Here is a 26,585-nt window from a genome sequence, read left to right on the forward strand (position 1 = left end):
AAGGCCCCCACGACGGCCTTCGTTTCCTTTTTTGGGGTCGGTGAGTGCGCCGGTAGCATGCTTAAGTTCGCTGGCGCTATCCGCCGCCGACAGGTGGCGTCGCGGACCGACCGAAAGCCGACATCGCCAGAACCCGCTCTGAGCGGCGGCTGACACAATGGAAAAATATGTTTGAATCTCGTGCGCGATTTGGCGCAACACCGGAAAAGGTCGAGAGGGCTCTCGAGTTTTCAACTGAAGTCAGCGATCTGATCGATCGATACCATCCGGATTCGATCCCTGCTGGCCGGCCTCAGACAGCTATCGCCATGACAATGTTCATGCAGACCCTGGAGCATCGGCAGGCAATCATGCTTCTTGTACATCATGGCGCGCGAAGCTCGGCGGCGGCACTGATTCGCCCTACTTTTGAGGCCTACTTTCGTGGCATCTGGGCACTGAAGGTTGCAACGATAGAGCAAATCCAAAACATGCTCGGTGATCATCCTCGCGTTCCTACCCTCGATACAGTTCTCCAGCAGTTGAGGAAGAATGAGGCAACTCGCCATTTGGCAGACTACGATTCTTGGAAGGCAAGTGGTGGCTATGTTCACAGCGGTGCGCTTCAGTTGAGCCGATGGCTTTCCCCAGGAGGGATCGAGCCGTTGCACCCAGACTCAGACGCGATTGATATGCTTGAGCTTTCGGATTTCTGCGGTTTGTTGGCCTGCATCGGAATGAATGAAGCTTGTGGACGGCAACCGCCGGAGCTTGAAGCCAAACTGACGGAGCACACACTCCGCCGGCTTGGCCGACGCGCCGTAGCGGCTTACTACGGGTCCGAAGATGCATGCCACTCAGAGTCGGAAAGCTAATGCTTGCATTGGTGACGGTTGCAAGGAACAAGAGTACGGCGGGAAGACTGCTAGTGGCCCGGTAACGAACCGATGACACGCTCGGGCCGAAAAAAATGCCGCCCGGATAGCTGTGGCACCATATTCCGGCTCGGCCAGATAGCTTGCTCAGGCCGGCGGCAGACCACACTGGCTACGCCATTCGGTCATCATGTCGTTGCTGACGGGGCGCATGTTCCCCCATGCCGTGGAAGTCTTTCAGCTGGCGGACAGTCAGCCGTCTTTGCAGCCCCCAACAACCAACAATCAGACCCAAGACCAGATGCAACGTCCAACTGTTTTTATCTCGTCCACGATCTACGATTTTCAGGATCTGCGCTCTTCCTTGAAGTTCTACCTTGAAGAGCAAGGTTTCATTGTGCTGGCATCTGAATTCAACGATTTTCAAAAGCCATTGAATCTGCATTCTTATGAAGCCTGCTTGGAGGCGGTACGCTCAGCCGACTACTTCATCCTTTTGATCGGCACTCGGGTTGGTGGTTGGTATGACGAACAGAATCGAATTTCCATCACACAGCGGGAGTACCGTGAAGCTTATGAGCTTCACAAACAGGGCAAGCTGAAACTCCTCAGTTTCGTGCGCTCTGAAGTCTGGCAAGCCAAAGAGGAAAGGAGTGCGCAACGCAAGCATCTCAAAACGACAGATTTGGCCCCGGCGATTCAGAAGAGTGCTGCCAGTTATGAGAGCAAGTCTATGGAGGATGCTGAGTTCATCTCCAAATTTATTTCGGAAGTCGGCCGGAACGCGGAAACGAAACTCGCTGTGCAAGGTCAAGGCGTTGCGCCTTCTGGCAATTGGATTCATCAGTTCGTCACATTTCGAGATATTGTGGATGCGCTTAATGGTCAGATTTTTTCATCGATTCCTGTGGAAGACATGACCACGCGTAGATTGTTGCGACGCGAGCTACGTGAATTCGTTAAACAATGCGTGATCAAGGGGCGCGATTCTGTTCTTTCTCCGAGAGGGAGCATCGATAGATTCCACCTAGAACATCCGATAAATCTCGACTCAAGAAATGCCGAATTCACTACCGTTTCTACGCGGCGATGGAATACTACATCGTCGCTCGCCATTCATTTGATGGGCCGCAAATTTCATCCGATCGTCCTACCTCAAGTTTTGACGCGTTCTACGTTTCTTGAATTTGATCTCGATTCAGATTCGTTTCAGGAAACTCCAGTTTACGGCGCTTTGGTGCGATTGGATGATGAAATTCGCCGTTTTAATGAATGCAACACGACAGATAACCGTCAAGTTATCTTCAAGCATTCGCCTCGGGCACGTCCTTCCGGTGCGTCGGAAGTGGAAATCGAAACGATGCAGCTGGCTGGTCTGCTTCATTTGCTAGATCGATGGGTGAATATTCTCGAGCTTTCTGTCTCGTTGCTGAAATTTCTTGACGGTCAGGCATTCCAGCTGCCGAGCCTCAGACCAGATACTCCGGTGCAAGGTATGGAAAAGGAACTCGATGCTGAAAAACCTTCTGACGACGAAATCACTACCTTTATTGCTCAATATTAGACTGCAGACGTAAGGATGCCGTTCGACACAGCCCGGTCGTCATCTGTGTGCCGACGACCTCCTTATGGCGTGGAGGCGTGAATAGCGGAATTAACTGTTCCAGCTGAAATTGACGCGACCCGGGAGCGATGACTGCCAAGCCATCGGCCCGTACGGTCTGTACGAGTGCAATGCGCTTCGCCCATCAAAAAAATGCCGCCTGTCCGGGCGGCATAGATGCTCTGCCTGGCCAGATAACTGGCTTAAACCGGCCCGGCGTTCGTCGTCGCTGCCGATTCAGTTTGCTGCAGCGTGCTGTCCGGGGACTATATCGTCCGGGACGGTGAGCACCGCGTGAACGTGATCTTCGCCACGATGGTTGAGCAGATCGCCCATCGTCTGGTTCCAGTTCCGGTCGCGACGCGCGGTACTGCCGTCCTGCTTCGTCAGTTCGACACCGACCCATGCGGGCACGACATCGCGATCTCGAACGTACCACTGGAACACCTCGCTTGCCCCGGTTACGCCGCCGTATGTTTTGTTGATCTGCGCGAGCGCATCCTTCTCCTGCTGCTCGAAACGGACGCGCTCCTGCTGTACGCCGGTCTGGTTGCTTCGGGCATCGTCCAGTTCCCGTTGTGCCCGCTCGACCGAGGATTGGGCCGCCTCCATCGCGCTATCGCGATTGACAATACCTTGTTTCAGCGCCGCCGGCGTATCCGCCGGCGGCGCGCCATTGGCCTGCAACTGCGCGAGCTGACTCTGGGCCTCGGCGAGCTGTTTTTCCAGAGCCTCGGGATTCCGTTGGCGGATGCTTTCTGCCGTCTGATCGAGGCCGTTGTAATAGCCCTGGAAATCGTGCTGTGTATCGGCGATCTTCTGCTGACGGAACGCGGCAAGCAGTTGTGCACCGTTCTTCAGACCGCAACGGTATTCGACGACCAAGCGGTTCGTGTCGTCCTTGAATGAGCGCCAGCTATCTTTCTCGCACGAGGCGCGATTCGACAGGGCCGTGTCGTAGGTGTGCGTGGAGTCCTGGGGAACGGTCGTTGCCTTGACCGTTTCAACTTCGGAATGGCCGCAACCGGCCAGGGCCGTGCTCAGGCACGCCGCCGCAGCAAGCGTCGTGAATTTCATTTTCATCGGTAAATGTGAAGTGAGACTGGCGCACGCGCTCATGGAATCGCGCTCGTCAGATAGAGAAAAGCACCGCAGGCTCGAAGTAGCCGCTGCGCCGGGAAGATGCAGCCGCGCCCCGCTGAAACAGCGGAGCACGACTAACAGGGGCTTATTGCGAGACGCTCAAAATGATGTTGTTGAGGTCTTTGGTCGGGTCGTAGGCCAGATCGGTCGAATCCTTATCGCTGCTGGTTTCTACGGTGGCGTAAGTCGTTTTGCCGCTGTTCGGGTCGGTGTATTTGTAGAGCCTGCTACGGCTGACGGAAGTGCCGATTGCGACGCCGCTGGCAGTCTGGCGAGCTTCAACGTTACCGGCCTCGCTAAAATCGGCGTCGGCAACAGCGTCGCTCGATCCATCGCTATAGGTCACGGTGAGGCCGGTCGCGGTCGTCGTGTAGGTGATGCTGTCCTTCGTGCAATCCTCGTAGGTCTCCCAGCTGTTGTTCAGCAGCGCGCTCTTGATTTCCGCGAGATCGGTGACTTGCGTGAAGTCCGGCGACACGTAGACGTAGAGCGAGTGCTGCGCGTTGCTGGCCTGACCTTTGCCCGACACGCAAAGCGTGCCGACGCGATTGTCGAGCAGACTGACGATGCCGGTGAACGGAGTAGTGCCAACCAGTGTGAGATTGCCGGTCGTCGCGTCGGCGTTGACCTCCGCCGACAATGCGCCGCGCAGCGGATCGGGGATCGACAACACCGTTTTGCCGTCGAGATTATTCGACCAGCCGGCACCGAAGGACGTATAAGGCGTGGTGAAGGCCGTGGTGGTATAGGCTGCTAGCGTCAGTTCCTGACCAGCGGCGGTGTGCGTGACCGCATCGGCTTGCGTCAAGCCGGCCGCACTCAGCGCCGCCGCATACTGGTCAAGCAGCGCGTCATTGGCATCGCCCACGCTGAATTGAGAATTCAGCGGATTGAAGCCGCTCGCAATCGTCAGCTTGCCCGGCAGGGTTGCGATTGCCGTCTGGACCTTCGTGAGTGCACTCGCCAGATTCTCAGCCGTAATCGTGCTCGACAGCGCGCTCGATGTAGCTCCATCAAGCGCCGCTGCATTTCCATTACCCAGCACGCCGACGATCAGATCGCTCAGTGGGGTAACGTTTGTTGTGCCGGGTGCGGCGGCGACCGAGTGCAGCGCCGACGCGAGGGCTGCGCCATTCGCCTGCCCGCCCGATACCTGGGCGACGCACGGGTAGTCTGCCGACTTCAAGGTAACGGAATATGTGCCATCGGCGACGGTCGTCGCCGACGCCGTTGCGCCCGACGCGCATTTGAGCGAAACGGTGCCTCCAACGATCGCCGAGCCGACCGCGGCCGTACCGTTCGTGGTGACGCTCGGGCTACTGGTGCCCGAATTGCTGCTGTTGCCCCCGCCACAGGCGACGAGCGCCGCGCACATGGACGCGCCGAGCGCGAATTTCGTGATCCCCGTATTGAGCTTGTTTTTCTGCACGGTGTAGCTTCCTCAAGTGTTTGGATGTAGTGTTTACTCGACAGAGATGGGCGCGGGATAGCTTGGATGCGAGCCCACAACCCTCAATATCGGCTAGATGCGGAGAAAATGAAGTGTAAACACGACATTAAGTGTAGAGTTTATAGCGTCGTGAATCAGTCGACGGGCGGGCATCCTGCACGCCATGACTGCGAAGCGCCCAACTCCTCCTGTAGCCCGGCCCGCCCCGATCTCGATTGCCCTCGGCAGGCGGGTCAAGGAATGCCGGCATGCGGCCGGGAAGTCGCAGGAAACGCTTGCCTTTGAAGCGCACATTGACCGGACATACATCTCGGCGATCGAGAGGGGTATTGCCAATCCGTCCGTCGAGACCTTGGCGAACATCTGCCATTCATTGAACGTCACGCTGGCGTCGCTGTTTGCGCCGCTGGACGGTGTGTCGCTGGCACCGACCGGCGAACGCCGGGCGAATGCGGCGACGCCGCCAGAGATCAAGCGCAGCAGGCTCCGGTAGCGACGAGTCGCGGGCGGGTCCTTGCGTGCCGCGCTGTCGGGCACGACGTCATCAAGATGTTCGATGGTCGTGTTCGAGCGATCCCACTCGGTGATGACGAGAATGCGGGTCTGGTCTGGCAGACGGTAGAGCGAGATCAGGCGCAGGCCTGCCGCAACTGACAGGTCGTTCTGCTGGCAGTCTTCGTCTGACACCGAGCCCCAGTCGCCCGCCACATGCCTGAGTAAAACACTGACGACGGGGATGCCGTTCGCACGGAGTGCCGTGAGCGCATCCGGCGCGACGAGCAGGCGTCCCGGACGGAAAAGCGGTTTGAGTCGGGTAGGCTGATTCATGGCGAATTCTCCAGAAGACGGACGAGCACAGGCCTCCGGATCGACCGGATAGCGTGTCGCTGAAAGTGAGAAAAAAGTAAGCCGGGCGAAGGACGCGTCCGGTGACGGGAGCTACCGCGCCTCGGAGGCGAGCGCGTTCGGGTAATGCTTCGCGAGGATGCGGTTCATCTGGTCAACCAGATCGGTGCGGCTGAACGTCAGATGCCCGTTACCGTTCCTGTACCAGCGCAGGTGGAAATAGCTGTTCGCGGCTTCGGTCTGCCGCTCTCGCCGGGCGTCGGAGATGAGGTAATACGCCCCATGCCGGTGATCCGGCTCGGGCTTGCCGTCGAGCACACTGAACACGCGGATCAGGTCGTCCAGTTCGTTGGTGATGCGGTGGTTCGTGCTGCCTTGCGAAAGCAGGTGCCTCACGATGATGCGTTTGCCGAAACGGAACGGTTCGTTCGTCCGGTAATTCCAGGACAGTCGCCGGAAGCATTGAAGGACGCCCCGTTCGAACATGTCACCGCGCGCGCCATAGAGCTGGGTGAAAGTGGCGTTGATGTTGTCGGCTGTGAGTGCGGGCACGTCGCCTTCTGCAATCTGGTGGCTCCACTGCTCGCGGGCCGTGGCATCCATGAAGGTGCGCAGGCCCGATTCGGACAGCAGGTAATCCCAGCCGCGTATGTCGACGATGCGCACGATGGCGGCTGCCGCTTCATCGCGCTTTGCATACTCTCCGGTAATGGTGGGGCGACCGCGACACCCGTAGCTTTCGTCGAGGACAAGCCGTGGGAATCCGAGATGTGCGGCCTTCGCGAGTTGCTGGGCTTCGCCGAGTAGATCGAGTGCGGCATGCACGCGTTCGACGACGGCGGTGCGCTGGTTGGCGAGATTGGTAATGCTGATGCTGGGGACGAGACTGGTTGGGTCCATGTTTCATGACGAAATAAGAGAAAAGGGAGATAACCGGCATGGAAGTCAGGCGCGAGGTCGCACTTTTATGCCGTTACGTTGAGTTCAATGAACTGGCGACGCAGGGCGACCGCCTTCGCTTGGGAGCAACCCAGATGACGGCGGATATCAGCGACGGTCGGTCGGACGATCCCGGCTGCAACGTCGCGAGCGAGTTGCGCCAGGTGCACGTCCGTGGATTCGGAGGTCGATGATGACAACCGCCGATCGTTTCGCTGGACGTGACTGTTCCTCATGCCGCTGCGACGGGGTGAGGCAGTTTTGCGACTAACGGCCGCATCGGTGTGACTTACCGTGACCGGCGCGACGACTGGATCGGGCGCGTTCGCGACTGTTGCGATCGTGGGTGGAGTCGTGGCCACAGGACCCGTAGCCGTTGTGCCTTCGGACGTCGCGACTCTTGTTACGACAGGTAACGATGATGGCCGGAGGGCAACCACCCAGAGCAGGCAGGCGACCCCTTCCAGCACGGCGGCGAACAGCGACCCGAACAGCAGGTCGATGCGTGCGACGGGTATGCCGAGTAACGCAGCGAGTCGTGACGTGACCGGATCGGCGCGTAACGCGTCGCGACGGGCTGCGGTCCGGTCGTCCGCGACTTGCTGGCGTCGAATGTCGTCCGCTTCGGCGTTCAACGCATCGACCCTGGCGGCGAGCGTCGTGCGACGGGCTTCGAGAGAGGCACAGTTCCCAACGCAGTAACGGGCATTAGCCGTGGCGAGTTGTGCCGTCGCATTCGCCCGATCCGACATGACCGTCGTGAGACTGCGACTGGATGCCGGAACGGGAGGCGCAGGGACAGTTGACGCCCGCAGTTCTCCCGCATGCTGCTGGGCCGTCACGAAGAAAACCGCATGGCCAAAACACGCGGTGATCAGGCATGCTCCCCATAGAACGCTACCTATGCTGCGGACGAGGAACGACGATTCCCGAAGTAGTGCCGGTAACAGGTGCGCGCTCGTGACGAGCACCAGGCCGATCGCTACCCAGGCGACTCGCTCCGGCAGTGATCCACCACGCTGCCAGCCTGCCAGAACGGACAGGCTGAGCGCCGTCGTCGTCGCCACGACCGCCAGGGCAAGCGCAGTGCGACGCATCATGCTGCCTTGACGCCGAGCTGCGCGGCCCTGCGTTCCATCTTGTCGCGCAGCGTTGACGGCGGCGACTCGCTTGCCGCTGCGGGGGATGCGCGGGCATCGTGCGGCGCGTCACCAGGCGTTTCCTGTGAGTAGAACTCGTCCACGACTGCGCCGCCATCCTCGATACTCTCCTCGAATGCGCCGTTACTGAACCCGGCGTGCGCGGCGGTATCGAGTGCCTGTTGGTCGAAGCCAGCGGCCTTGCGCCGTGTGTCCAGTTCGCGCGCTTCGGTAATTGCCGCTTCGAGCGTGCTGCTCGCTCGTACACAGAGATCGACGTAGTAAATCGCGCTCCTGTAACTCTGCGTGGTGGACTTGCCGCGCAGCTTCAGTTCCAGAGGCAGGCAGGCGAGCAGGTTGCCAGATACCGCGGCGAAGTAGTGCAGGCGAGCCGCTAATGTGCGGATCGAGTTAAAACTCGTCGTGCGAAACGTGAAACTCCCGAGTTCGTCTTCGTCTCCAATCAGTACATTGAGCCGCCCGTAGGGCTTGCAGGCACCGCCCTTGCCGAAGCCGCACGCGTCTGGTGATGGGCAGGGCAGTTCCTCGATACCGTTGTCTCCCGCGCGACGGCAGGTTTCGCCATTACCGACGCAGACTGGCCGCCCGGTATCGCGGTCGAAAGACGAGTATTCCGCTCGCAGGTTCAGGTCGGGATCGTTGAACAGGAAGCGCACGGGGATGGCGCGCAGCTTGCCGGTATTAGCCTTGCGCAGGGTTTCGTTGAGTGGGTGCAGAAGCCATTCACCACGCTGCTGGATTTGAGTCGTGAGGGTAAATTGATCGTCTTTCTCGGGGAGGCGTTTGCCGTTCTTCTCGACAACTCTGCCTATCGAGATCCTCCCTATTGTTGGTGGCACTATCGCAAGGCCCTTAAGCATGTCTGGCTCCTGTAGATTAAGTAGAGGGAATGGAAAAGCGGATCAGGTCGATACGAGAAATCGGCGCGAACCGGGTTTCGTGATGGCGTACCGGGAGGCAAGCTCGGGGTGATCGGCGAGCAGGCGCTTGAGATCGACGCCTGAGCCGTCCTTGCTGCGCTTGTACGACACCGAACCCGTCTCGAACTGTGCCCGGTCGGCCTCGGCCATGGCCTGCTGGAGCTGCTGCTTGAGCTGCGCTTCGATGGCCTGACGCGATTCGATATCGGCCCGTACAGCGACCAGGTCAGCGAACGCCGACGACAGGCGACGGTCATCCGTGAAGTCGACCGTGCCACCCGCGCCCGGATACAGGCAGCGCAGCGCGCGATCTGCCGATTCCGAACCATCGGCAGGCGGTGGCGTATCGGTTTCGACGTAGCGCCAGAACGCCGCTTCGAGTTCGACCAGTCGGGCGATCAGTGCATCGTCGCGTTCGATGCGATGTACATCGAGCTTCTGGCCACAGAGCAATACGGCGACATCGGCGGCCTGCTTGCCCGTGACCATGAGCTGATGCTGGACCTGAAGGGTCACGTATTCCGGGACGCCATCCCGCCAGAGCCGTGCACCGAATTCGCCAGCGGTTTTACATTCGAGCAGCTGCACGTCGCGGTTTCCCACGACTTCGCGATCCACGTTTGCGAGCATGAACGGAATCGTGGGATGCTGAAGAACCGCGTTGACGCGCCGTACACGGTTGCCGGTCTGTTTGGTGTAAGCCGCAGCGACGATGGGTTCGAGGAGGTGACCCCAAAAAACGGGCTCGGTCGTATCGTCCGGATCGGGTTTCGGCAGGTTCTCCTCCCGGCCCGTCTTCGTTAGCCAGAGTTCGAGCTGGGACTGATACGGACTGAGCCCGACGGCTGCCGCCGCATCGGAACCTCCTATCCCGGATTTCCTGACTTCAAGCCAGTCCTCGCGCGGCATGTCCTTCGTCTCGACGAGCCGCAATGCCGGTCGGCTGCGTTGACGCTCCATGGGTTCAGGCAATGACATCGGTACCTCCACAAATGAAAATGCCTAGCGGGGAGACCCCGTGAGGCATGAGTGGGAAAGGGGGCATGGATTCAGGCCACCAATCGCATGGCCTCTTCGAAAGCTTTCTGCTTGAGGGCGGCACCGGCGCCAAACCAGGCCGAGTCGGTCCGGTTGTCGTCGGAACGGGCGCGGCGGTGGTGATCGACGAATTCCGTCACCGAATTCAGTAGGCCCCACGCCGTACCGGCAGCGGATGCCATGTCGGCGCCCTTGCCGCGACCGGCGAACAGTTCCTGCACGGCCTTGATCGCGCTGTCGTTGGTTGCTGCGACGGGCGTGCTGGCACCAGTGGTGGGGTAGGTCAGCACGCGACGCAGGAAGGTTTCAGCAGCGGTATCGTTGACCGGACATTCACTCAGCGCCTTCATACGGGCCATGAATCCGTCCCACGAAGAGATCGCGATGCCGAGCTGACGCTTGACAGCTTGTGCGTCGAACTGCGAGCGGTGGGGCACCTTGACCGCGCCGGTACTGTCGCCGAGCGCAATGGCCAGCGTGTTGTTGCACACGACTCGTACCGACGTGAACTGCGCGGTCGTACTGAGCGACCCATCACATGCGGTCGCAAGCAGCAGATAGCCATTTACGCGATCACGGCCCTTGAGTGTTGCACTCTGGCCGGTTTTGGCGAGTGCCCAAAGCTTCTTGCCGTCCTTGAGGACCCCGGCAGTTTCCAGTTCGAACCCGCCGACCTCCGTCAAATCGCGGTAAAACTCCAAAATGGATTCCGGCTGTACTACCTGATAGCGCGATGAGACGACGGAGAGCGGCAACTTTGTGTCGCTGCGGTAAAGCACCTTCTGTTCGGGAAATGCGTGGATCGAGCCGAGGGATGAGCCTGCCATGCCGGAGACGAAACGGACTTCGGCTTCCTCGATGCTCCAGTCCATGCCGCATTGCTTCTTCCAGACTTCGATGGGCTGGTTGGGGGCGAGCTGGTTGCCGAGGCCGTGCCACGGGGTGTCGTTCACGAACGCCATGCTGGATACGAGATGCATTTTGAGATCCTGATTTAAATGAGTGAGAGAAACAGAACGCAAAAATGCCTACAGCCCACCAGGGCTGTAGGCATTGAGTGGACGAGGGGAGAAGCGAAAGAGCGGGAGGGTGTCAGGTTGTAGACGGCTTGCTGAACGTGTGACCGCATTCCAGACAGGCGTAGTTGTTGAGCACGCGTTCGTCGATCTGTTCTCCGACAGCGGAGCCTGCTGCACACCCGGCAGCGCCGCCGAACAGTGCACCGAGGATTCCACCAGCCAGGCCGCCGAAGATTGAGCCGACTGGTCCGACGATCATGCCGAGCGCCGCGCCAGCTTCGGCACCGCCAAACGCTGCGGCCGCACTACCTGCGGCACCGGCGACGGTACCGACCGCACCACCGGTTTTGCGGGCGTAGTCACGCGTGGCGATGCGCAATGAATTGCAGCGGGGACAGGAAGGGGAGTGGTTCATATATCAGCCTATTGAGGATTCAGGGTAAGCGGCGTTACCCAGGCATTCCGAATGGATGCTCAAGCGGGTGATATGTGTGTGAGAATTTCTGGCTTCGATAGAGTCGATGTCGCGCTCGCGGATTTCGGTAACGTTGTCGCCAACAGCTTTCGCAGCCACTTGCGTGTCTGTCCGCACGTGCAGATCCGGCGGTTCGTCGATCGTGATGTGATCAGGATGCCGGCACCATCAGAAGTGTCGGGAGTGGGTCAACGTGCATCGCCACCGGTGCGATTAGGGGCTGGCCTAACATCCCTGCGTATTGCATACTGAAAGGGATGTTAAAGAGTTGCAGTTCACCTCGATCGCATGTAGTGACATAAGGCCGCATGATCGATACGTTGACAAAGGAAGCGCGCAGCAAGCTGATGTCCCGTGTTCGCCAAAAGAACACAGTTCCCGAAGTGCGTCTGCGAAAGCGGTTGCATGCGGAAGGCTTGCGTTATGTTCTTCACCCCGCGGCGCTTCCTGGTCGACCGGACATGGCATTCCCTAAATACCGAACAGTGGTCTTTGTCCACGGCTGCTTCTGGCACGGGCACGAATGTAGGGCAGGTCGGCTTTCTTCCACCAATCGAGAGTTTTGGTCCGAGAAAATCGCTGCCAACCGAGCTCGGGATGCCCGCAAAGTCGTGGAACTCGAAGGGCAGGGGTGGAGGGTTGCTACAGTCTGGGAATGTGAAACAAAGGCCTCGCGTCTAGATCAGACGGTGTCGGCTCTAACCGCATTTATTCGCGATGGAGCATGTTACTGCGGCTAGTCCTTTGCGCGGCTATCTGCAGCGCACGTTGAGAAAAGCTGGATATATTATTCCGTTCAGAATAAATTTATGAACCAAGAAACTCTGCCGTTACCTAATTTTCCTCAGTCTAACTTGGTCGAGGATCAAATCGCCGAGTTACAGAAAATCACGGACTATGAAATTCGCGAATGGCCGATCGAAGTGTTGGTCGAAAAATTCACCAACGGTCGCGAAACGGACACGTCCGAAGTATTCATACCAGACTATCAACGCGAAATGGTATGGACTGCAAAACAACAATCTCGCTTCATCGAATCTATTCTAATCCGGCTCCCCGTCCCTTTTATTTTTGCGGCAGATATCGGATCTGGCGACCGAGAGGGGAGCTTGGAAGTCATAGATGGTTCGCAACGCTTGCGCACTCTGGATAATTTTCTTTCGGGTCGGTTGCGCTTGGAAAACTTGGCCCGCCTAACGACAGCAAATGGCCTCGTCTTTTCCGATTTCGCCAAACCGAGACAATTGCGCTTTAAACGGTCAACGGTCCGCGTTATCGAACTCACAGAGCAGGCGGACGAGCAGGCGCGCCGTGAAATGTTCGATCGCCTCAATTCTGGTGGCAGCAAGCTCACCAGCATGGAAGTACGCCGAGGGGTGGAAGACGGGCCCTTTATGAAGATGATCACTGAGTGTGCCGGTCGACAGCTATTTAAAGATATGGTCCCCCTGAGCGATCGCAATGCAAAGCGTAAAGAATACGAAGAGTTGGCGTTGCGCTACTTTGCCTATGCCAACAACTACACGGCATTCCAGAAGAGCGTCGACCAGTTTCTGACCGACTATCTAAAGGAGCGGAACAAGCACGCTACTAGCGGCGAGCTTGAGACGATGTCGGCCGAGTTTCAGTGTGCGCTAGAGTTTGTGCGGCAACATTTTCCGAATGGTTTCAAACGTGAGGGTTACAGCACAGTGCCGCGCATCCGCTTCGAAGCGATCGCTGTCGGCGTGACTCTCGCCCTCCGGGCGCAGCCCGGGTTGCAGCCGGCAAATGTCACAGCTTGGCTAGATAGTCCTGAGTTTATTAAGCATACGCGATCGGACGCCAGCAATTCGCGTCCCAAGCTTCTCAATCGCATTCACTATGTGCGTGATCACCTGTTGAACAAGGACGTAGAAGAGGATCCAGATACGGACCTCGTTGAAGCCAGTGCTAACGCCGATGCACCTGACGACGAACCCGATCAGCAGGAGTTGTTCGTATGATGCAATTGGTGCCCTTAACTCAAGCGCTTCTACGCTCTCGTGCTCGCGAGCTGAAGGTGTATCTGCGGTTTCTGCAGATGGCACTGGAGAAGGACGCATTTATCAGCGCCTCGGACGGACGCCTGCAACTTCCGTTGGACAAAGCACTTACCCATACGTTGAAAGCTAACGTAAGTCTGTTGCTGTACAGCGTGATGGAAGCATGTATGGTGCAGCTGTTAGATGAGATGCACGATACTATCGGCATGAATTGTCAAGGCATGGACCAGCTTAATGCACAACTTATGTCGATGGTCGCGCGACACTTTCAGGCAAACCCAACAGCCACGACACAAGGCAACATCCGCTCACCACTTCAGGAATACCTTTTTCAGGTTTGGCTGAACGACTGGCAAGACAGTAGCCAACGTGAAAAACGTGAGGCCGGCTTATCAGGTAGCGTTGACGGCCTGGCAATTTTCAATCAGTTGCGCCGGTTCGGTGTATTCAAGGCCGAAGAGAAAAAGCCGCCGCCTCGCCTAACTCACTCTGCGCTTCAATACACAAAGGGGCGACGTAACCAGTTGGCTCACGGCGAACTGAGTTTTTCGGAGCTAGGGCAGGGCCTGGCATTCGAAGAGCTGCGTCAGGAAGTGCTCGCAGTATTTCGCACGCTCAGGCGTGTCGCATCGGAGGTCAACGCGTTTCTAAAGGACAGACGCTACTTGGCTGCACCGGTCGCACTCGCTGCATTTGTACCGGTCAAGGCGGCGATAGAAGCGTAGAGCGACCGCGCTACTGCCTCACCTAGCTTGGGGGGCACAGCGTTGCCGATCAGGCGCGCAAGGGTCTTTACGACCACAGGCTTGTCTTCTTGAACGAAAAGATAGTCATCGGGGAAGGACTGAAAGACGGCCGCTTCGCGCAGCGAAATTCCACGGTGTTGCTGTGGGTGACCGAAGCGACCGTTGCCATACCCGTTACATAGTGTCGTCATGGTCGGGGCCGGCTTGTCCCATTCCATTCGTCCGTACACGCCAGTAGAGTGTTTTCCGCTTTCGCGCCGATGGCATTCGGCTACGAGCTTACTAGGCCAGTCGCGCCACGTGCCACCTGGGCGTGAGGCACGAATGCGCTGGCGGTTGAGCGGCGATAAAGCTGAAGCCAGGTGTAGCGGGTCTTTTGCGCATTGTTCGCCATCAGTGAGAGCAGGCAAATGCCCTATCGCGTCGCGAACGGTCACCCAATTGGATGCTCCTTCGTGCGTTGGCTTAGGCAAATCAACCCCCCCGAGCTTGGACGCCACTAGTACTAGACGCTTACGTTGCTGTGGAGCACCGTAATCAGCAGCATTCACAACACCGTATGCCACGTGATACTGGGCCTGCTTTAACGTGCGCAGGAAAGTTTTAAACGGTGCCGTGCCTAGTAGGCCAGGCACATTTTCCATGGTGACTAGATCGGGTACGCATTCTTCCACTAACCGGGCGAACTCTTTCAGCAGGCGCCACTTGGCTTTGTCCACGGTGGCCGTATTCGCATAGCTCGAAAACGGCTGACACGGCGCACAGCCAGCGAGCAGCTTGATTGCACCGGGTGACCATAGTGCTGTCAGTTGCTTGCCTGTGACTTGTCCTACGTCGCCATGCACGAACTGCGAGCCGGGATGGTTGGCCGTGTATGGATACTCACAGGCCGGGTCCAAATCAAAGCCGGCTATGACCTTGACTCCTTGACGGGCCAGACCGTGGGACAGGCCGCCGACCCCGCAGAACAGGTCGATAGCTTCGATAGGGGGGGGCGAGCGTTTAGCAGTCGGTTTAGCCATCTAGAAAGTTGCAGTGGATTTCATACCCAAAGGGAGTATTATTTGATAAAAAATTTACTATAAAGCTACATTTCTGGACGTGCGTAACTCAATTTTCGCATTCGGGTGGAATTTAATTCTCCCCATTCCTCATCGTACTTGGCCTGTTTTCTGGCGCGCTGGGTTCGATAGGAGGCTGCGCAATCACTTCCGTCGCCGGCGATCATCGCCACCGCTAACATTAAGCTTGTGATCAAGAAGCGCGTGCCGCATACCTTTCGTCGCCGGAGTTTACCGGAAGACATGCGTGTGCCATACCGTTTCCGGGCGATGTTCCGTGTGACACGAGCGGCCGAGGTCGCACTCCGATTTCGGATGTAAATATACTGTATAAAAACACAGGTGAAAAGCCGGCAAGTGGTTGTTGTGCGGCATGGTTGGGGCGGGCATCACTGCGAGCCTCCCCTGAGCGTCGCGACTTCTTGCTGGCTCTGTTGAATGATTGACACTCGCTCGTCGGGTGTCGCGTCTGCACTGGCGAGAGTTGCAAGGGCGGAAGTGTCCGAAAGCGTTCTTTCCAAACTGATAAGTGCCGATATGCAGCAGACCTGAAGTGGACAATAATTCTCATCTCACGTTCGGCATGCTGGAGCTCATGGCATCCAGCTTGAAACATGGTGTTCCGTTGCGCGCGCAGCGGGCGATACTTAAGAATGGAAAATCGAAGCCCGATGTACGTCGATAGCCAGCGGCAGCCTCTCAAATATCGTGCGCGACCTGAACCGGGCCAACTTGTTGAAGTCCGCCGGCGTCAGTGGATTGTGGCGGACGTCGATGCATCTACATTGACATCGGAGTCCACTGCGAGTCAACACTGCGTGACATTGTCGTCTATCGATGAGGACGGACTTGGTGAGGAGCTGGAAATCATCTGGGAGATCGAGCCAGGTGCCCAAGTCATTGAGCGCGCAGGTTTGCCGTCTGTTACAGGGCAAGACGATTCGAACATGCTTGATGCCTTTCTTGACGCTGTGCGTTGGGGGGCTGCCACAAATGCCGACCGCGGGTTTCTCCAAGCTCCATTTCGCAGCGGCGTCAGCATCGAGGATTTTCAACTCGATCCGCTGGTGCGTGCCATTGACATGGCTCGCGTCAATCTTCTCATCGCAGATGATGTCGGCCTTGGCAAGACAATTGAGGCCGGGCTGGTCATTCAGGAACTTCTCCTGCGGCACCGTGCTCGCACCGTCCTGATCGTCTGCCCCGCGTCGCTCCAGGAGAAGTGGCGCGTCGAAATGCTGGAGAAGTTCGGCCTCGACTTCCGAGTGGTGGACACCGACTACATTAAACGACTGCGGCGCGAGCGCGGTCTTCATGCCAATCCATGGATGTCACATCCGCGTCTCATAACGTCGATGGATTGGGCCAAGAGCGGCGAGGGGTTGCGCGCTATGCGCGGTCTGATCTCTTCAGGCGCTCCGCGTTCGAGAAAATTCGATCTACTGGTTGTGGACGAAGCGCACAATATCGCTCCCGCCGCGGGCGCGCACTACGCGCTGGAGAGCCAGCGCACGCGCTTCATCCGAGCCATCGGGCCGCACTGCCAGCATCGCCTGTTCCTGACTGCGACGCCGCACAACGGCTACACCGAGTCGTTTACCGCGCTGCTTGAACTGCTAGACGATCAGCGTTTCGCGCGCAACATTCTCCCGGACGAGAAACGCCTAAGTCAGGTGATGATCCGCCGCCTGAAAAGCGATCTCGTCGATGCAGATGGCAACCCCTTGTACGCCCGGCGCACCTTGCAGGCACTCACGGTTCCGTATTCGACCGAAGAGCGCGAGATTCATCGCAAGCTGCATGACTACTGCGCCAGCCGTGAAAAAGATGCCGAGAAGGCTGGCAACGGCTTCGGCACGGTGTTCGTCAACCGGCTCCTCAAGAAGCGCCTGCTCTCGTCGCCTGCTGCGTTCGCGTCCACGCTCGAAAAGCACGTCGCATCGCTGTCCGAAGCACGGCCGGCGAAGCAGGACGCCATGGCCGAGCGCATTCTGCATAAGGTCATCTTGAGAGCCGACGAGGACTACGCCGACGATCAGGACGTCGAAAACGCCCACGCCGAAGCCATTGAGGAGGCAACGCGCCGCTCGTTGCCACTGACGGTGGAGCAGCAGGCGATGCTGGATGACTTGAGAGTATGGGCACAGCGCACCAGGAATCAGGCCGATTCAAAGGCCAAAGCCACCCTCGACTGGCTCACGGTCAACCTCAAGCCTGATGGTCGGTGGAACGATCGTCGGGTGATCCTGTTTACCGAGTACCGCACCACGCACCAATGGATGCATCAAATCCTCGCCAGCCACGGTTTCGGCGGTGAGCGCCTTGGTCTGCTCCACGGCGGTCTTTCCCAAGAAGAACGCGAATCCATTAAGGCGGCGTTCCAGGCATCGCCGCAGGATTCGCCCGTGCGCATCCTGCTCGCCACCGATGCGGCGTCCGAAGGCATTGACTTGCAGAATCACTGCGATCGACTCATCCACTTAGAGATTCCGTACAACCCCAACGTGATGGAGCAGCGCAACGGGCGCATCGACCGCCACGGGCAGCGCGAGAAGGAAGTGTTGATCTGGCATCCGGTAGACGGTGGTGACACGAGCGGTTCATCGGTCGGCGGCCATGGGGAGGACATCCTGCGCGCCTTGCGGAAACTGGACTCGATGCGCGCGGACATGGGCAGCGTCAACCCAGTCATCGCGCCGCAGATGTCCGCTCTCATCGAAGGCTCCCTGAAAAATTTGGACACAAGTCTCGCCGAGGCGCGGATCTCTCGGGCCAAAAATTTCGTTCGTGCCGAACGCGAGTTGAAGGAGCGAGTCGCCAAGTTGCACGAGCGTCTGCTCGCTACTAGGCAGGATTTCCATCTCACCCCAGATAACATCCTGATGGCGGTGAAAACCAGTCTCGCGCTGGCAGGTCGTCCGCCATTGGTGCCCGTCGAATTGGCGGGTGCGCTGTCAGGCAGCGTCTTCCGGATGCCGGAGCTGTCTGGCTCATGGGCACGCTGTCTTGAAGGATTACGTCACCCTCACACCCAGCGGATACGGCCGATTACCTTTGACCATGCCGTCGCCAGTAATCGCGACGACGTTGTGCTCGTCCACCTGAACCATCGCTTGGTACAGATGTGCTTGCGCTTGCTGCGTGCCGAGATCTGGGCGCAAGACGATGTGAAGAAGCTGCACCGTGTCACCGTCCGCACTGTGCCGGACGCGTACATTGACGGCCCCGCTGTGGTCGTTGTCTCGCGGCTGGTCGTCACGGGTGGTAATCATCACCGGCTGCACGAGGAACTGACGGTATCAGGTGGCTACCTGCGTGACCAATCCTTCCGCCGCGAAGAGAGCGTTACTCGTGTCCAGCAGTGGCTGGACGAGGCGAAACCGATCAAGGTGGCCGTGTCGCTGTTCGACGTACTCCGTGTCCGCTTCGACCGTCAGCAAGATGCAATCCTCAAATCGGTCGATGCCCGCTCAAAGGAGCGTCTCCGGTTCCTGACCAACACACTCCAGACCCGCAAGCAGCAGGAAATCGGCGACATCGGCACCGTGCTCGACGAACTGGAGACGGCTATCCAGTCTGAGTTGAAGAAGGAGCAGCAGCCCGAACAGCTCTTGCTCTTCAGCGAGGACGAGCGAACGCAGCTCCGACGTGATATCGCCGCGTTGGAAGCTCGACTCGCGCGCATTCCCGACGAACGCCGGACGGAAACGCAGGCTATCGAATCCCGCTACGCCAAGCTCGATGACCGCACCTTCCCGGTCGCGGTGATCTTCGTGGTGCCCGAGTCGACCGGAGGTTCCGCATGAGCATCCAAGACGCCCAATACGACTGGCTTTCGCTCATCGAAATTTCAGGCCCGTTCCTCGCCGTCCCAGTCCTCAAGGACGCCTTCCCGCAAGGGTTGGAAGAACTCGATGGCGGCAAGCGCAAGCGGTTGCGCCAAGCCTACGACGAATGGCGCGAGGCGCTGGAAACCGACGATCCACGCTTTGCCGATTTGCACGCTGCGTGGATTGACGAAATCTTGTCGCGTGGGCTGGAACTCGACGAGGATGGCCGTGGCGACGTCCTCAAGCGCAGGGACTGGTGCGCCTCCCACCTGAATGTTGATCTGCCCGAGCATGGCGTGAGCTTGTCGCCGGACTTTGCCGTCGTCGGGAACGACGACAAACCGTTGATGCTCGTCCACGCCTACGGACACGACGTCGGTCTCGATGCCCACGAGTTAGACGGCTGGGCCAGCACGCCGGCGGAGCGCATGGTGATTCTCTGCGGCGCGACGGGATGCCGTCTCGGCTTGATAACCAACGGCGAACGCTGGATGTTGATTGATGCGGCGGCGGGTGCGGTCACCACATTCGCCAGCTGGTATGCGCACATCTGGAATCAGGAACCCATTACGCTCCAAGCTTTCTTCCATCTCTTGGGCATCCGGCGCTTCTTCGTGGACGAGTCCGAACGGCTGCCCGCACTCTTCGATCGCTCGCTGAAGTTCCAGGACGAAGTGACCGACGCCTTGGGTGAACAGGTGCGGCGGGCGGTCGAAGTGCTGATCCAGTCTCTCGACAAAGCCGACCAAGATCGAGACCGCGAGCTGCTCCGCGGAGTCAAGGAAACCGAACTCTACGAATCCGCACTGACGGTTATGATGCGGCTGGTTTTCCTGCTCTCCGCCGAGGAGCGCGGCCTGTTGCTTTTGGACGACGATCGTTACGAGGCCAACTACGCAATCTCAACCTTGCGCATGCAGCTCCGTGCCGAATCCGATGAGATTCTAGAGCGCCGCTGGGATGCGTGGTCGCGTCTGCTGGCAGTCTTTCGCGCCGTGTACGGGGGTATCGAACACGAAAACCTGCGCTTGCCTGCGCTGGGCGGTTCTCTGTTCGATCCGGACCGCTTTCCCTTCCTCGAAGGTCGCGCCCATGGTTCGGACTGGCGCACTGACGTTGCTAAACCGCTGCCGATCGACAACCGCACCGTCTTGCTATTGCTAGAAGCCATCCAGCAATTCCAGGGGCGCACGCTGTCCTACCGGGCGCTGGACGTCGAACAGATCGGTTACGTCTATGAGGGCCTGCTGGAGCGCACGGTCAAGCGCACCTCAGAGGTCACGCTTGAACTGGACTCCACCAAGAGCGCTCAGTCGCCGTGGGTCACACTGGCCGAACTCGAATCCGCGCGACTGGATGGTGCCGAACGCTTGGTCGAGCTGCTCCAGCAGCGTTCCGGCAGTTCAGCCAGCCGCGTGCGCAACGACCTGAACCGTGCCGTGGACGATGGGCTCGCCGATCGCCTGCTGGCCGTCTGTCACGGTAACACGGTGCTGCGCGACCGCATCAAGCCCTTCGGCCATCTTGTGCGTACCGATCCTTGGGGATATCCGCTGGTCTACCCCGCTGGCGCTTTTATCGTCACCACAGGCTCCGACAGGCGCGAAACCGGTACCCACTACACGCCGAAATCGCTCACCGAGGCCATAGTCGCAGAGACACTCACGCCGATCTCCTACGTCGGCCCTGCGGAGGGTACGCCGCGTGCGGAATGGGTGCTCAGATCGCCCGGCGAATTGCTTGACCTGAAGATCTGCGATCCGGCCATGGGGTCTGGCGCTTTCCTCGTGCAAGCCTGCCGGTGGCTGGCCGACCGACTGGTAGAGGCATGGGCGCAGGCCGAGGCGCAGGGCAAGGCGATCAGTGTCGATGGGCAGGTGGCTGGCGCCGACGCCAGCGGCAACGAAGAACCGCTGCCACGCGACACTGAGGTGCGCACAATTGTCGCCCGCCGCCTGATCGCCGAACGCTGCCTCTATGGCGTTGATCTGAATCCATTGGCCGTCGAACTAGCCAAGCTATCCATCTGGCTGGTGACGCTGGCCAAGGGGCGTCCCTTCGGCTTCCTTGACCACAACCTGCGCTGTGGCGACAGTCTGCTCGGCATCCATCGGTTGGATCAACTCACCCAGCTTTCGATGGATCCCACCGGCCAAGGCCAACTGCGTTTGTTCGGCCAAGACGTCGAGCGAGCCGTGCGCGAGGCCATCGAACTGCGCTTGCGCCTACGCGAGATGCCAATCCGCGACATCCGCGACGTCGAAGCCATGGCACATCTGGACACCGAAGCGCGTCGCAGGCTTGAAGTGCCGGAGTGCATCGCCGATGCGTTCATCGGGGAAGTGTTTGCATCTGACGGCGGCACGGCACTGGAGAACACCTTAGCGTCGCTGGCCATCCAAGCTGGGCAAGCTATCGATGGCAGCCGCGAAGAGCTTGCATCGATGCGCCGGAGATTGATCGCTGCACTGTCCACCGATCTACCCGCTGACAAGCCCGTGCGTCGGCCTTTCCATTGGCCGTTGGAGTTTCCAGAGGTGTTCGCGCTCGAACGCGGTGGTTTCGACGGGATCGTCGGCAATCCACCCTTCCTGGGTGGGCAGCGCATCACCGGCGTTGCGGGCACGGCCTTCCGCGATTGGCTCGTCGCACACATCGCCAAGGGGCGTCGCGGCTCGGCGGATCTGGTCGCCTATTTCTTCCTGCGGGCTTGGAGCCTACTGCGCGACAGCGGCGGTTTCGGGTTGCTCGCGGTTAATACCATCGCGGAAGGCGACACTCGACAGGTCGGATTGGAGGCCATGGTCGGTGCTGGCGCCGTAATATATGCGGCCTACCCGAACGAACCCTGGCCCGGAAAGGCAGCTGTTGTCACCAGTCGCGTGCAGGTCCACAAGGGCGAGTGGCGGGGCGAACGCTCGCTGCTCGGACGCCCGGCGCCATTCATTTCGGCTTTCCTCTCCGATCGCGAGGAGTGGAGTCCAAAACGTCTCAAAGCGAACGGCGGCATCGCGTATCAAGGCTCAATCGTCCTCGGAATGGGCTTCGTGCTCTCACCTGGTGAGGCACTCCGGATGCTGGATGCAGATCCGAAGAACGCTGAAGTGATCTTCCCCTACATCAACGGTGACGACCTCAATTCAGACCCCGAACAGCGACCAAGCCGCTGGGTGATTAATTTCTGGGACTGGCCGGAGGAACGCGCACAAGAATACGACTTGCCGTGGCGATGGATTGAAGAGCGAGTCAAGCCAGAGCGACAGCGCCTTAACGCACGCGGGGAATTTGCCCTTCGAAGGCCGCTACCTGAGCGTTGGTGGCAATTCGGGGAGAAGCGCCCAGGCCTCTACCACGCTATCGGCCGTGGCCGCCATTTCGAGCGCCATCCGGAGGGGGGGAGTCCCCAAAACAATCCAAAAGAAAAGGTACTGGTATGCAGCGAGGTAACTAAGTATCTGTCGTATGTGCTTGTACCTAACGAGTACATCATGTCGGACAGAACGGATGTATTCTCCAAGGAGGAACTTTTTGTAGTCTGCCAGTCTTCTTTGCACGAAGTATGGGCACGCCTTTATAGCTCGCGGCTGGAGACGCGACTAAAGTACTCCATCGGCAATGCATTTGAGACATTTGCGTTCCCTGGCCGCCTTCACAATGAGCTCCAGGAGCAAGGGGCGCATTTTCATCGGTTGCGTGCAGAACTGATGGCCGAAAATGGTATCGGCCTAACAAAGCTCTACAACCACTTCCATACCGACACGGAACGCGATTCTCGCATTGAGAGACTGCGTGCATTGCAGACCGAAATGGACGTCGCCGTAGCATGTGCATACGGCTGGGACGACCTTGACCTCGAACACGGCTTCCATGAAGTGTCGTCCTTGCCGGAGAATGACCGCGTCCGTTTCACCATTTCTGAGACTGCGCGCGTCGAAGTGCTGCGGCGGCTGTCCGAGTTGAATCGTCGGTGTTACGAGGAAGAAGTCGCTCAAGGCTTGCACGGCAGCAAAACTACTGCCGCCGCTATGCCCAGATCACGTACCAAGCGCACCAAAAAAACACCCACACAGCAATCCTCTCTCGAATTTGATGACGTGCCCGCCAACGAGGGGCGCCACCTCAAGGCCATCGAATCCCGCGCCGACTATCGGGTCAGGCCGGTGCACGCCTTCATCGAATATCTAAAGGCGCACGACGGTTGGCATGCCAAGGCCGATATCCTCACCGCCACCGGAGTCGGGGATGACGAATGGAACGCAGTAATCGCGTATCTCCTGGCGCGAGGTCTCGTCGAGCGCCAAGGGGAACGGCGTGGTGTCCGGTATCGTTTGATCGAATAGCGAGGAACGCCGACATGCCATGGAATCCAGGACAACTCGTTCGCCACATCGACGATCCTGCCAAGATCGGCACGGTCACTGATCAAATTCGGCCGCGCGCATCTGGCCAGCAATATCGCGTGAACTGGAACGGCCGGCTGGACTGGCACTACGAGGAGGAGCTGGTTGCGGCCGATGCGGGCGGTGACGACCCTCTGGAGCTAATCCGCGAAGGACGCTACGGGCGGGTAGACGACTTGCGGAGTTTGCTGACCCACGTCCACCTTGCGGGACGGTTGGCAAACGTCGTCTACGCTATGGGGCTCACTCAGACCGACTTCTACCCGCACCAGTACAAACCGCTATTAACCCTACTGGATTCTCCGGTCAACGGGCTGCTGATCGCCGACGAAGTCGGCTTGGGCAAGACGATCGAGGCGGGGCTGATCTGGACCGAACTGCGCGCCCGATACGACATGCGGCGGCTGCTCGTGGTTTGTCCAGCGATGCTTCGGGAAAAGTGGCGTGCGGAGCTTTCGTCCCGATTCGGTCTCGACGCCCGTGTCGTCGACGCTGCGGAGTTCCTGCAGGAGGCCGATTCGGGCGAGAACCGGGAACGGGCATGGATCGTCAGCTATCAGGGCATCCGTGTACCGAGCGGGTGGGATCCCTCTGAGAGCGACACGCCCAGGCGTTCGGTTCGGGCCCGTCTTGCCGACCTCCTTTATCGCAATGCCGATCGGGAGCCCCTGCTTGATCTGGTTATCTTCGACGAAGCGCACTACATGCGCAACGAAGAAACTGGCGCGTGGCGAACCGGCAGCCTGTTGAGGGATGTCAGTACGCATCAATTGATGCTTTCGGCCACGCCAATCAACCTCGGCTCGGACGATCTGTTCAACGTGTTGCGCCTCCTTGATCCGGATCATTTCGAGTATCCGGAGGACTTCCGCAACGTCGTTTTAGCCAACCGTCCGGTAATCGCCGCGAGCGACGCAGTGCGCGATCCAAAGAGCGATGCCGACCAAATCTTGGAGGCGATTCGCGAGATAAAATCGTCGCGATGGTTCGAGAAATCCGAGCGTGTCGATCGCCTGATCAAGGAGGTGGAGGCGGTCGAGGAATGGACAAATGAGAGGCGTATCGATATTGCAGCCAAGCTTGAGAGACTTAACCTGCTTGCGCACATCGTCAGCCGCACGCGCAAGCGGGAGGTGCAGTCAGAGCGGGTGTTTCGCGACCCGACCGTGTTCGAGGCTGAGATGTCACCTGTGGAGCGGGAACTCTATCGGGCGATCACCGAGGGCACGCGCGAGTATGCGCTAGCCAACGGCATCGAGCACGGCTTCTTGCTGTCCACACCACAGCGGATGGTCGCGTCGAGCCCTGCGGCTTTGCTTCGGACCTGGCGTGACGGCGGGCTTGACGCCGACGCGCTGGCGGTGGCGATGGATGAGACGGACGAAGACGAGGAAGTGCTGCGCGAAAAGTCGTCCGGCCTAAAGCATTGGCTGGCGAGGCGGACGTTGCGTGAGTTCGACCTCGGCGAACTGATTCGGAACGATTCGAAGTTCTCAGAATTCGCTTTCGCAATGAAGCGATTTCTCTCCGAGGATCGCGAGGCGAAGGCCATCGTGTTTACCACCTATCGTGGTACCGCACGCTATCTGGTCGATCGTCTATCCGCCGAGAACGTGGAAGCCGGGTTGCTGATGGGCGGTGCGGAGTTCGACAAGGAGGCAGTGGTCTCAGCCTTTCGCGACGACCGCAGCTGCCGTATTTTGGTGTGCACGGACGTCGCGGCGGAAGGCGTTGACCTGCAGTTCTGTCGTCTCGTAGTCAATTACGACCTGCCGTGGAATCCGATGCGCATAGAGCAGCGGATCGGGCGCATCGACCGCATCGGGCAACGATCCAAGCGCATCCTGGTGTGGAACTTCGTCCACAAGGATACGATCGACGCGCTCATCCTCGCGAGGCTGGCGAAGCGCATCGGGGTATTCGAGAGCGCCCTGGGAGCAACGGAAGAGATTCTTGGCCAAGTCAGACGGCTCGAGGATGTCCTGTTGTCCAGGTATTTGACCGCCGGGGAAGAAGCGCGCCTGATCGAGGAGGTGGCGCTTGCGATTGAGAACGCCAAGCGTAAGCAAGAGGAGCTGGAGCGAGAGGCGATCCAGCTGGTGGCTCACGGCCAGCAGTTGCTTGCGCAAATCGAGGCGGCGCGGGGCGAGGGAAAGGTCGTCACCCGTCACGACTTGATTCGATATGTCGATGGACATCTCCGGAACGTTTCAGGGTGCCGGTTCGTCGCGGCACGTGGCGAATCGGACACCTTCGACATCAGTCTGAGTCCCCGAGTGGCGGCGGAGTTGGACGAATTCGTCAGGAGGGAGAATCTGGTCGGGAAGACCGGTCTGGGCACCGGCCAGACGAGGCGTTGCCGCTTCACCGACAGGATCACCGAAAGGCCTAAACCCGGAGAGGAGATAGTCCATCGCTTTCATCCGATCGTTCGCTTCCTTTCGCGTAAGACCGAAGACGAGGAGGATCGCTTTCCGCTGTATGCATCCAGAGTCGTTACCAGTAGCGTCGCGGCGGGCCGATACGCTCTGATGACCCGATTGGCGAGCTTTTCAGGCGTAAAGGAGGAGGAACACCTCCTCGCCGCCGCTGCATCTCTCGATCAGGATTCTCCCCTCGACGATCGACAGGCGGAAACCCTGCTCGACATGGTCCGGCAATCGGGCGTCGACTGGCCGACGGTGGAGGTCGATGTCGCTCCGGAAGCAGGGGTCGCAGCCGCGGAGCGATGCGAGGAGATTCTTAGGGACTCTTACAAAGCACTCAAGGACGAAAAATGGCGCGAGAATCGAGACCGCGCCGACGTGCTCTCGCATCTGTTGGACGACCACGTTCGCAAGAAGCGCGAGGGATTCGAGAAGCGGATCGCCAGCCACGAGACTTTCGCTTCACTGTACGGGAACAGCCCGGACGGCAAACGACGCAAGGGTCTGGCGAACGCGGAGCGTAAGAAGCTGGAGGACTTCTTGGCGAGGATGGAAACTCGTCGGGCGACGCTGGCCAGGAAGAGCCAGTCCTTTTCGGCAGAAACGCGAGAGATCTGCGTGTTGCTCGTGGACGTGCTGCGGGAGGGGTGA

At 59.1% G+C, this 26,585-nt stretch carries 18 protein-coding genes; 9 read left to right on the forward strand and 9 right to left on the reverse strand.

The genetic code is table 11. From position 1 onward, the window contains the following. The first annotated feature begins 167 nt into the window (after positions 1-167). On the forward strand, positions 168-854 hold the full coding sequence (locus AB4Y43_RS24615) for a hypothetical protein (RefSeq protein ID WP_368728979.1): 687 nt from the start codon (positions 168-170) through the stop codon (positions 852-854). Positions 855-1,044: 190 nt separating this feature from the next. After that, positions 1,045-2,418, forward strand: a complete 1,374-nt coding sequence (locus tag AB4Y43_RS24620) for a DUF4062 domain-containing protein (protein WP_368728980.1) — start codon at positions 1,045-1,047, stop codon at positions 2,416-2,418. Positions 2,419-2,694: 276 nt separating this feature from the next. On the opposite strand, the gene AB4Y43_RS24625 is transcribed toward AB4Y43_RS24620, so the two are convergent. Together AB4Y43_RS24625 and AB4Y43_RS24630 are read right to left on the reverse strand one after the other, a co-directional pair. Further along, on the reverse strand, positions 2,695-3,540 hold the full coding sequence (locus AB4Y43_RS24625; protein ID WP_368728981.1) for a hypothetical protein: 846 nt from the start codon (positions 3,538-3,540) through the stop codon (positions 2,695-2,697). A gap of 145 nt (positions 3,541-3,685) precedes the next feature. Next, positions 3,686-5,029: a hypothetical protein gene (locus AB4Y43_RS24630; protein WP_368728982.1), complete on the reverse strand. Its 1,344-nt coding sequence runs from the start codon at positions 5,027-5,029 to the stop codon at positions 3,686-3,688. Positions 5,030-5,201: 172 nt separating this feature from the next. Here AB4Y43_RS24630 and AB4Y43_RS24635 point away from each other — a divergent pair, with 172 nt between their 5' ends. Continuing rightward, the gene (locus AB4Y43_RS24635; RefSeq protein ID WP_368729000.1) at positions 5,202-5,543 is read left to right on the forward strand and encodes a helix-turn-helix domain-containing protein; all 342 of its coding nucleotides are present in this window, start codon (positions 5,202-5,204) and stop codon (positions 5,541-5,543) included. Between the two features lie 446 nt (positions 5,544-5,989). Here AB4Y43_RS24635 and AB4Y43_RS24640 read toward each other — a convergent pair whose 3' ends face one another. The 6 genes from AB4Y43_RS24640 to AB4Y43_RS24665 form a co-directional block, all read right to left on the reverse strand. Further along, positions 5,990-6,796, reverse strand: a complete 807-nt coding sequence (locus AB4Y43_RS24640) for a DUF4942 domain-containing protein (RefSeq protein WP_368728983.1) — start codon at positions 6,794-6,796, stop codon at positions 5,990-5,992. Between the two features lie 65 nt (positions 6,797-6,861). After that, positions 6,862-7,935 carry a hypothetical protein gene (locus AB4Y43_RS24645; RefSeq protein ID WP_368728984.1) on the reverse strand — a complete coding sequence of 358 codons (1,074 nt, stop codon included), beginning with the start codon at positions 7,933-7,935 and terminating at the stop codon, positions 6,862-6,864. Beyond that, positions 7,932-8,855 (reverse strand): phage capsid protein, encoded by a 924-nt coding sequence (locus tag AB4Y43_RS24650; RefSeq protein WP_368728985.1) that lies wholly within the window; start codon positions 8,853-8,855, stop codon positions 7,932-7,934. Before AB4Y43_RS24650 ends, AB4Y43_RS24645 begins: the two co-directional genes overlap by 4 nt. Positions 8,856-8,897: 42 nt before the next feature. Next, the gene (locus AB4Y43_RS24655; RefSeq protein WP_368728986.1) at positions 8,898-9,893 is read right to left on the reverse strand and encodes a YqaJ viral recombinase family protein; all 996 of its coding nucleotides are present in this window, start codon (positions 9,891-9,893) and stop codon (positions 8,898-8,900) included. A gap of 71 nt (positions 9,894-9,964) precedes the next feature. Continuing rightward, positions 9,965-10,933: a DUF932 domain-containing protein gene (locus AB4Y43_RS24660; protein WP_368728987.1), complete on the reverse strand. Its 969-nt coding sequence runs from the start codon at positions 10,931-10,933 to the stop codon at positions 9,965-9,967. 112 nt (positions 10,934-11,045) lie between these two features. After that, the gene (locus AB4Y43_RS24665) at positions 11,046-11,387 is read right to left on the reverse strand and encodes a hypothetical protein (protein ID WP_368728988.1); all 342 of its coding nucleotides are present in this window, start codon (positions 11,385-11,387) and stop codon (positions 11,046-11,048) included. A 368-nt stretch (positions 11,388-11,755) separates the two neighbouring features. On the opposite strand from AB4Y43_RS24665, the gene AB4Y43_RS24670 reads away from it, so the two are divergent. From AB4Y43_RS24670 to AB4Y43_RS24680, 3 genes are all read left to right on the forward strand, one after another. After that, positions 11,756-12,187: a very short patch repair endonuclease gene (locus tag AB4Y43_RS24670; protein ID WP_368728989.1), complete on the forward strand. Its 432-nt coding sequence runs from the start codon at positions 11,756-11,758 to the stop codon at positions 12,185-12,187. A 69-nt stretch (positions 12,188-12,256) separates the two neighbouring features. Then, entirely contained in the window at positions 12,257-13,432 is a 1,176-nt protein-coding gene (locus tag AB4Y43_RS24675; RefSeq protein WP_368728990.1) for a DUF262 domain-containing protein, read from the forward strand. Next, entirely contained in the window at positions 13,429-14,196 is a 768-nt protein-coding gene (locus AB4Y43_RS24680) for an MAE_28990/MAE_18760 family HEPN-like nuclease (RefSeq protein WP_163008952.1), read from the forward strand. The genes AB4Y43_RS24675 and AB4Y43_RS24680 overlap by 4 nt, the downstream gene beginning before the upstream one ends. Here the strand turns inward: AB4Y43_RS24680 and AB4Y43_RS24685 are convergent. Then, entirely contained in the window at positions 14,133-15,239 is a 1,107-nt protein-coding gene (locus AB4Y43_RS24685; RefSeq protein ID WP_368728991.1) for a DNA cytosine methyltransferase, read from the reverse strand. The genes AB4Y43_RS24680 and AB4Y43_RS24685 overlap by 64 nt on opposite strands. Positions 15,240-15,949: 710 nt before the next feature. Between AB4Y43_RS24685 and drmD (AB4Y43_RS24690) the strand changes: the two genes are divergently transcribed. The 3 genes from drmD (AB4Y43_RS24690) to drmD (AB4Y43_RS24700) are packed head-to-tail and all read left to right on the forward strand — an operon-like array spanning position 15,950 to position 26,585. Then, positions 15,950-19,084, forward strand: coding sequence for a DISARM system SNF2-like helicase DrmD (drmD, locus tag AB4Y43_RS24690; RefSeq protein WP_368729001.1), 3,135 nt, complete (start codon positions 15,950-15,952; stop codon positions 19,082-19,084). Then, positions 19,081-23,448: a type IIL restriction-modification enzyme MmeI gene (locus AB4Y43_RS24695; RefSeq protein ID WP_368728992.1), complete on the forward strand. Its 4,368-nt coding sequence runs from the start codon at positions 19,081-19,083 to the stop codon at positions 23,446-23,448. The genes drmD (AB4Y43_RS24690) and AB4Y43_RS24695 overlap by 4 nt, the downstream gene beginning before the upstream one ends. Before the next feature lie 14 nt (positions 23,449-23,462). After that, positions 23,463-26,585, forward strand: a complete 3,123-nt coding sequence (gene drmD, locus AB4Y43_RS24700; RefSeq protein WP_368728993.1) for a DISARM system SNF2-like helicase DrmD — start codon at positions 23,463-23,465, stop codon at positions 26,583-26,585.

The sequence above is a fragment of the Paraburkholderia sp. BR10872 genome (assembly GCF_040965835.1).
Classification (GTDB): Bacteria; Pseudomonadota; Gammaproteobacteria; order Burkholderiales; family Burkholderiaceae; genus Paraburkholderia; species Paraburkholderia nodosa_A.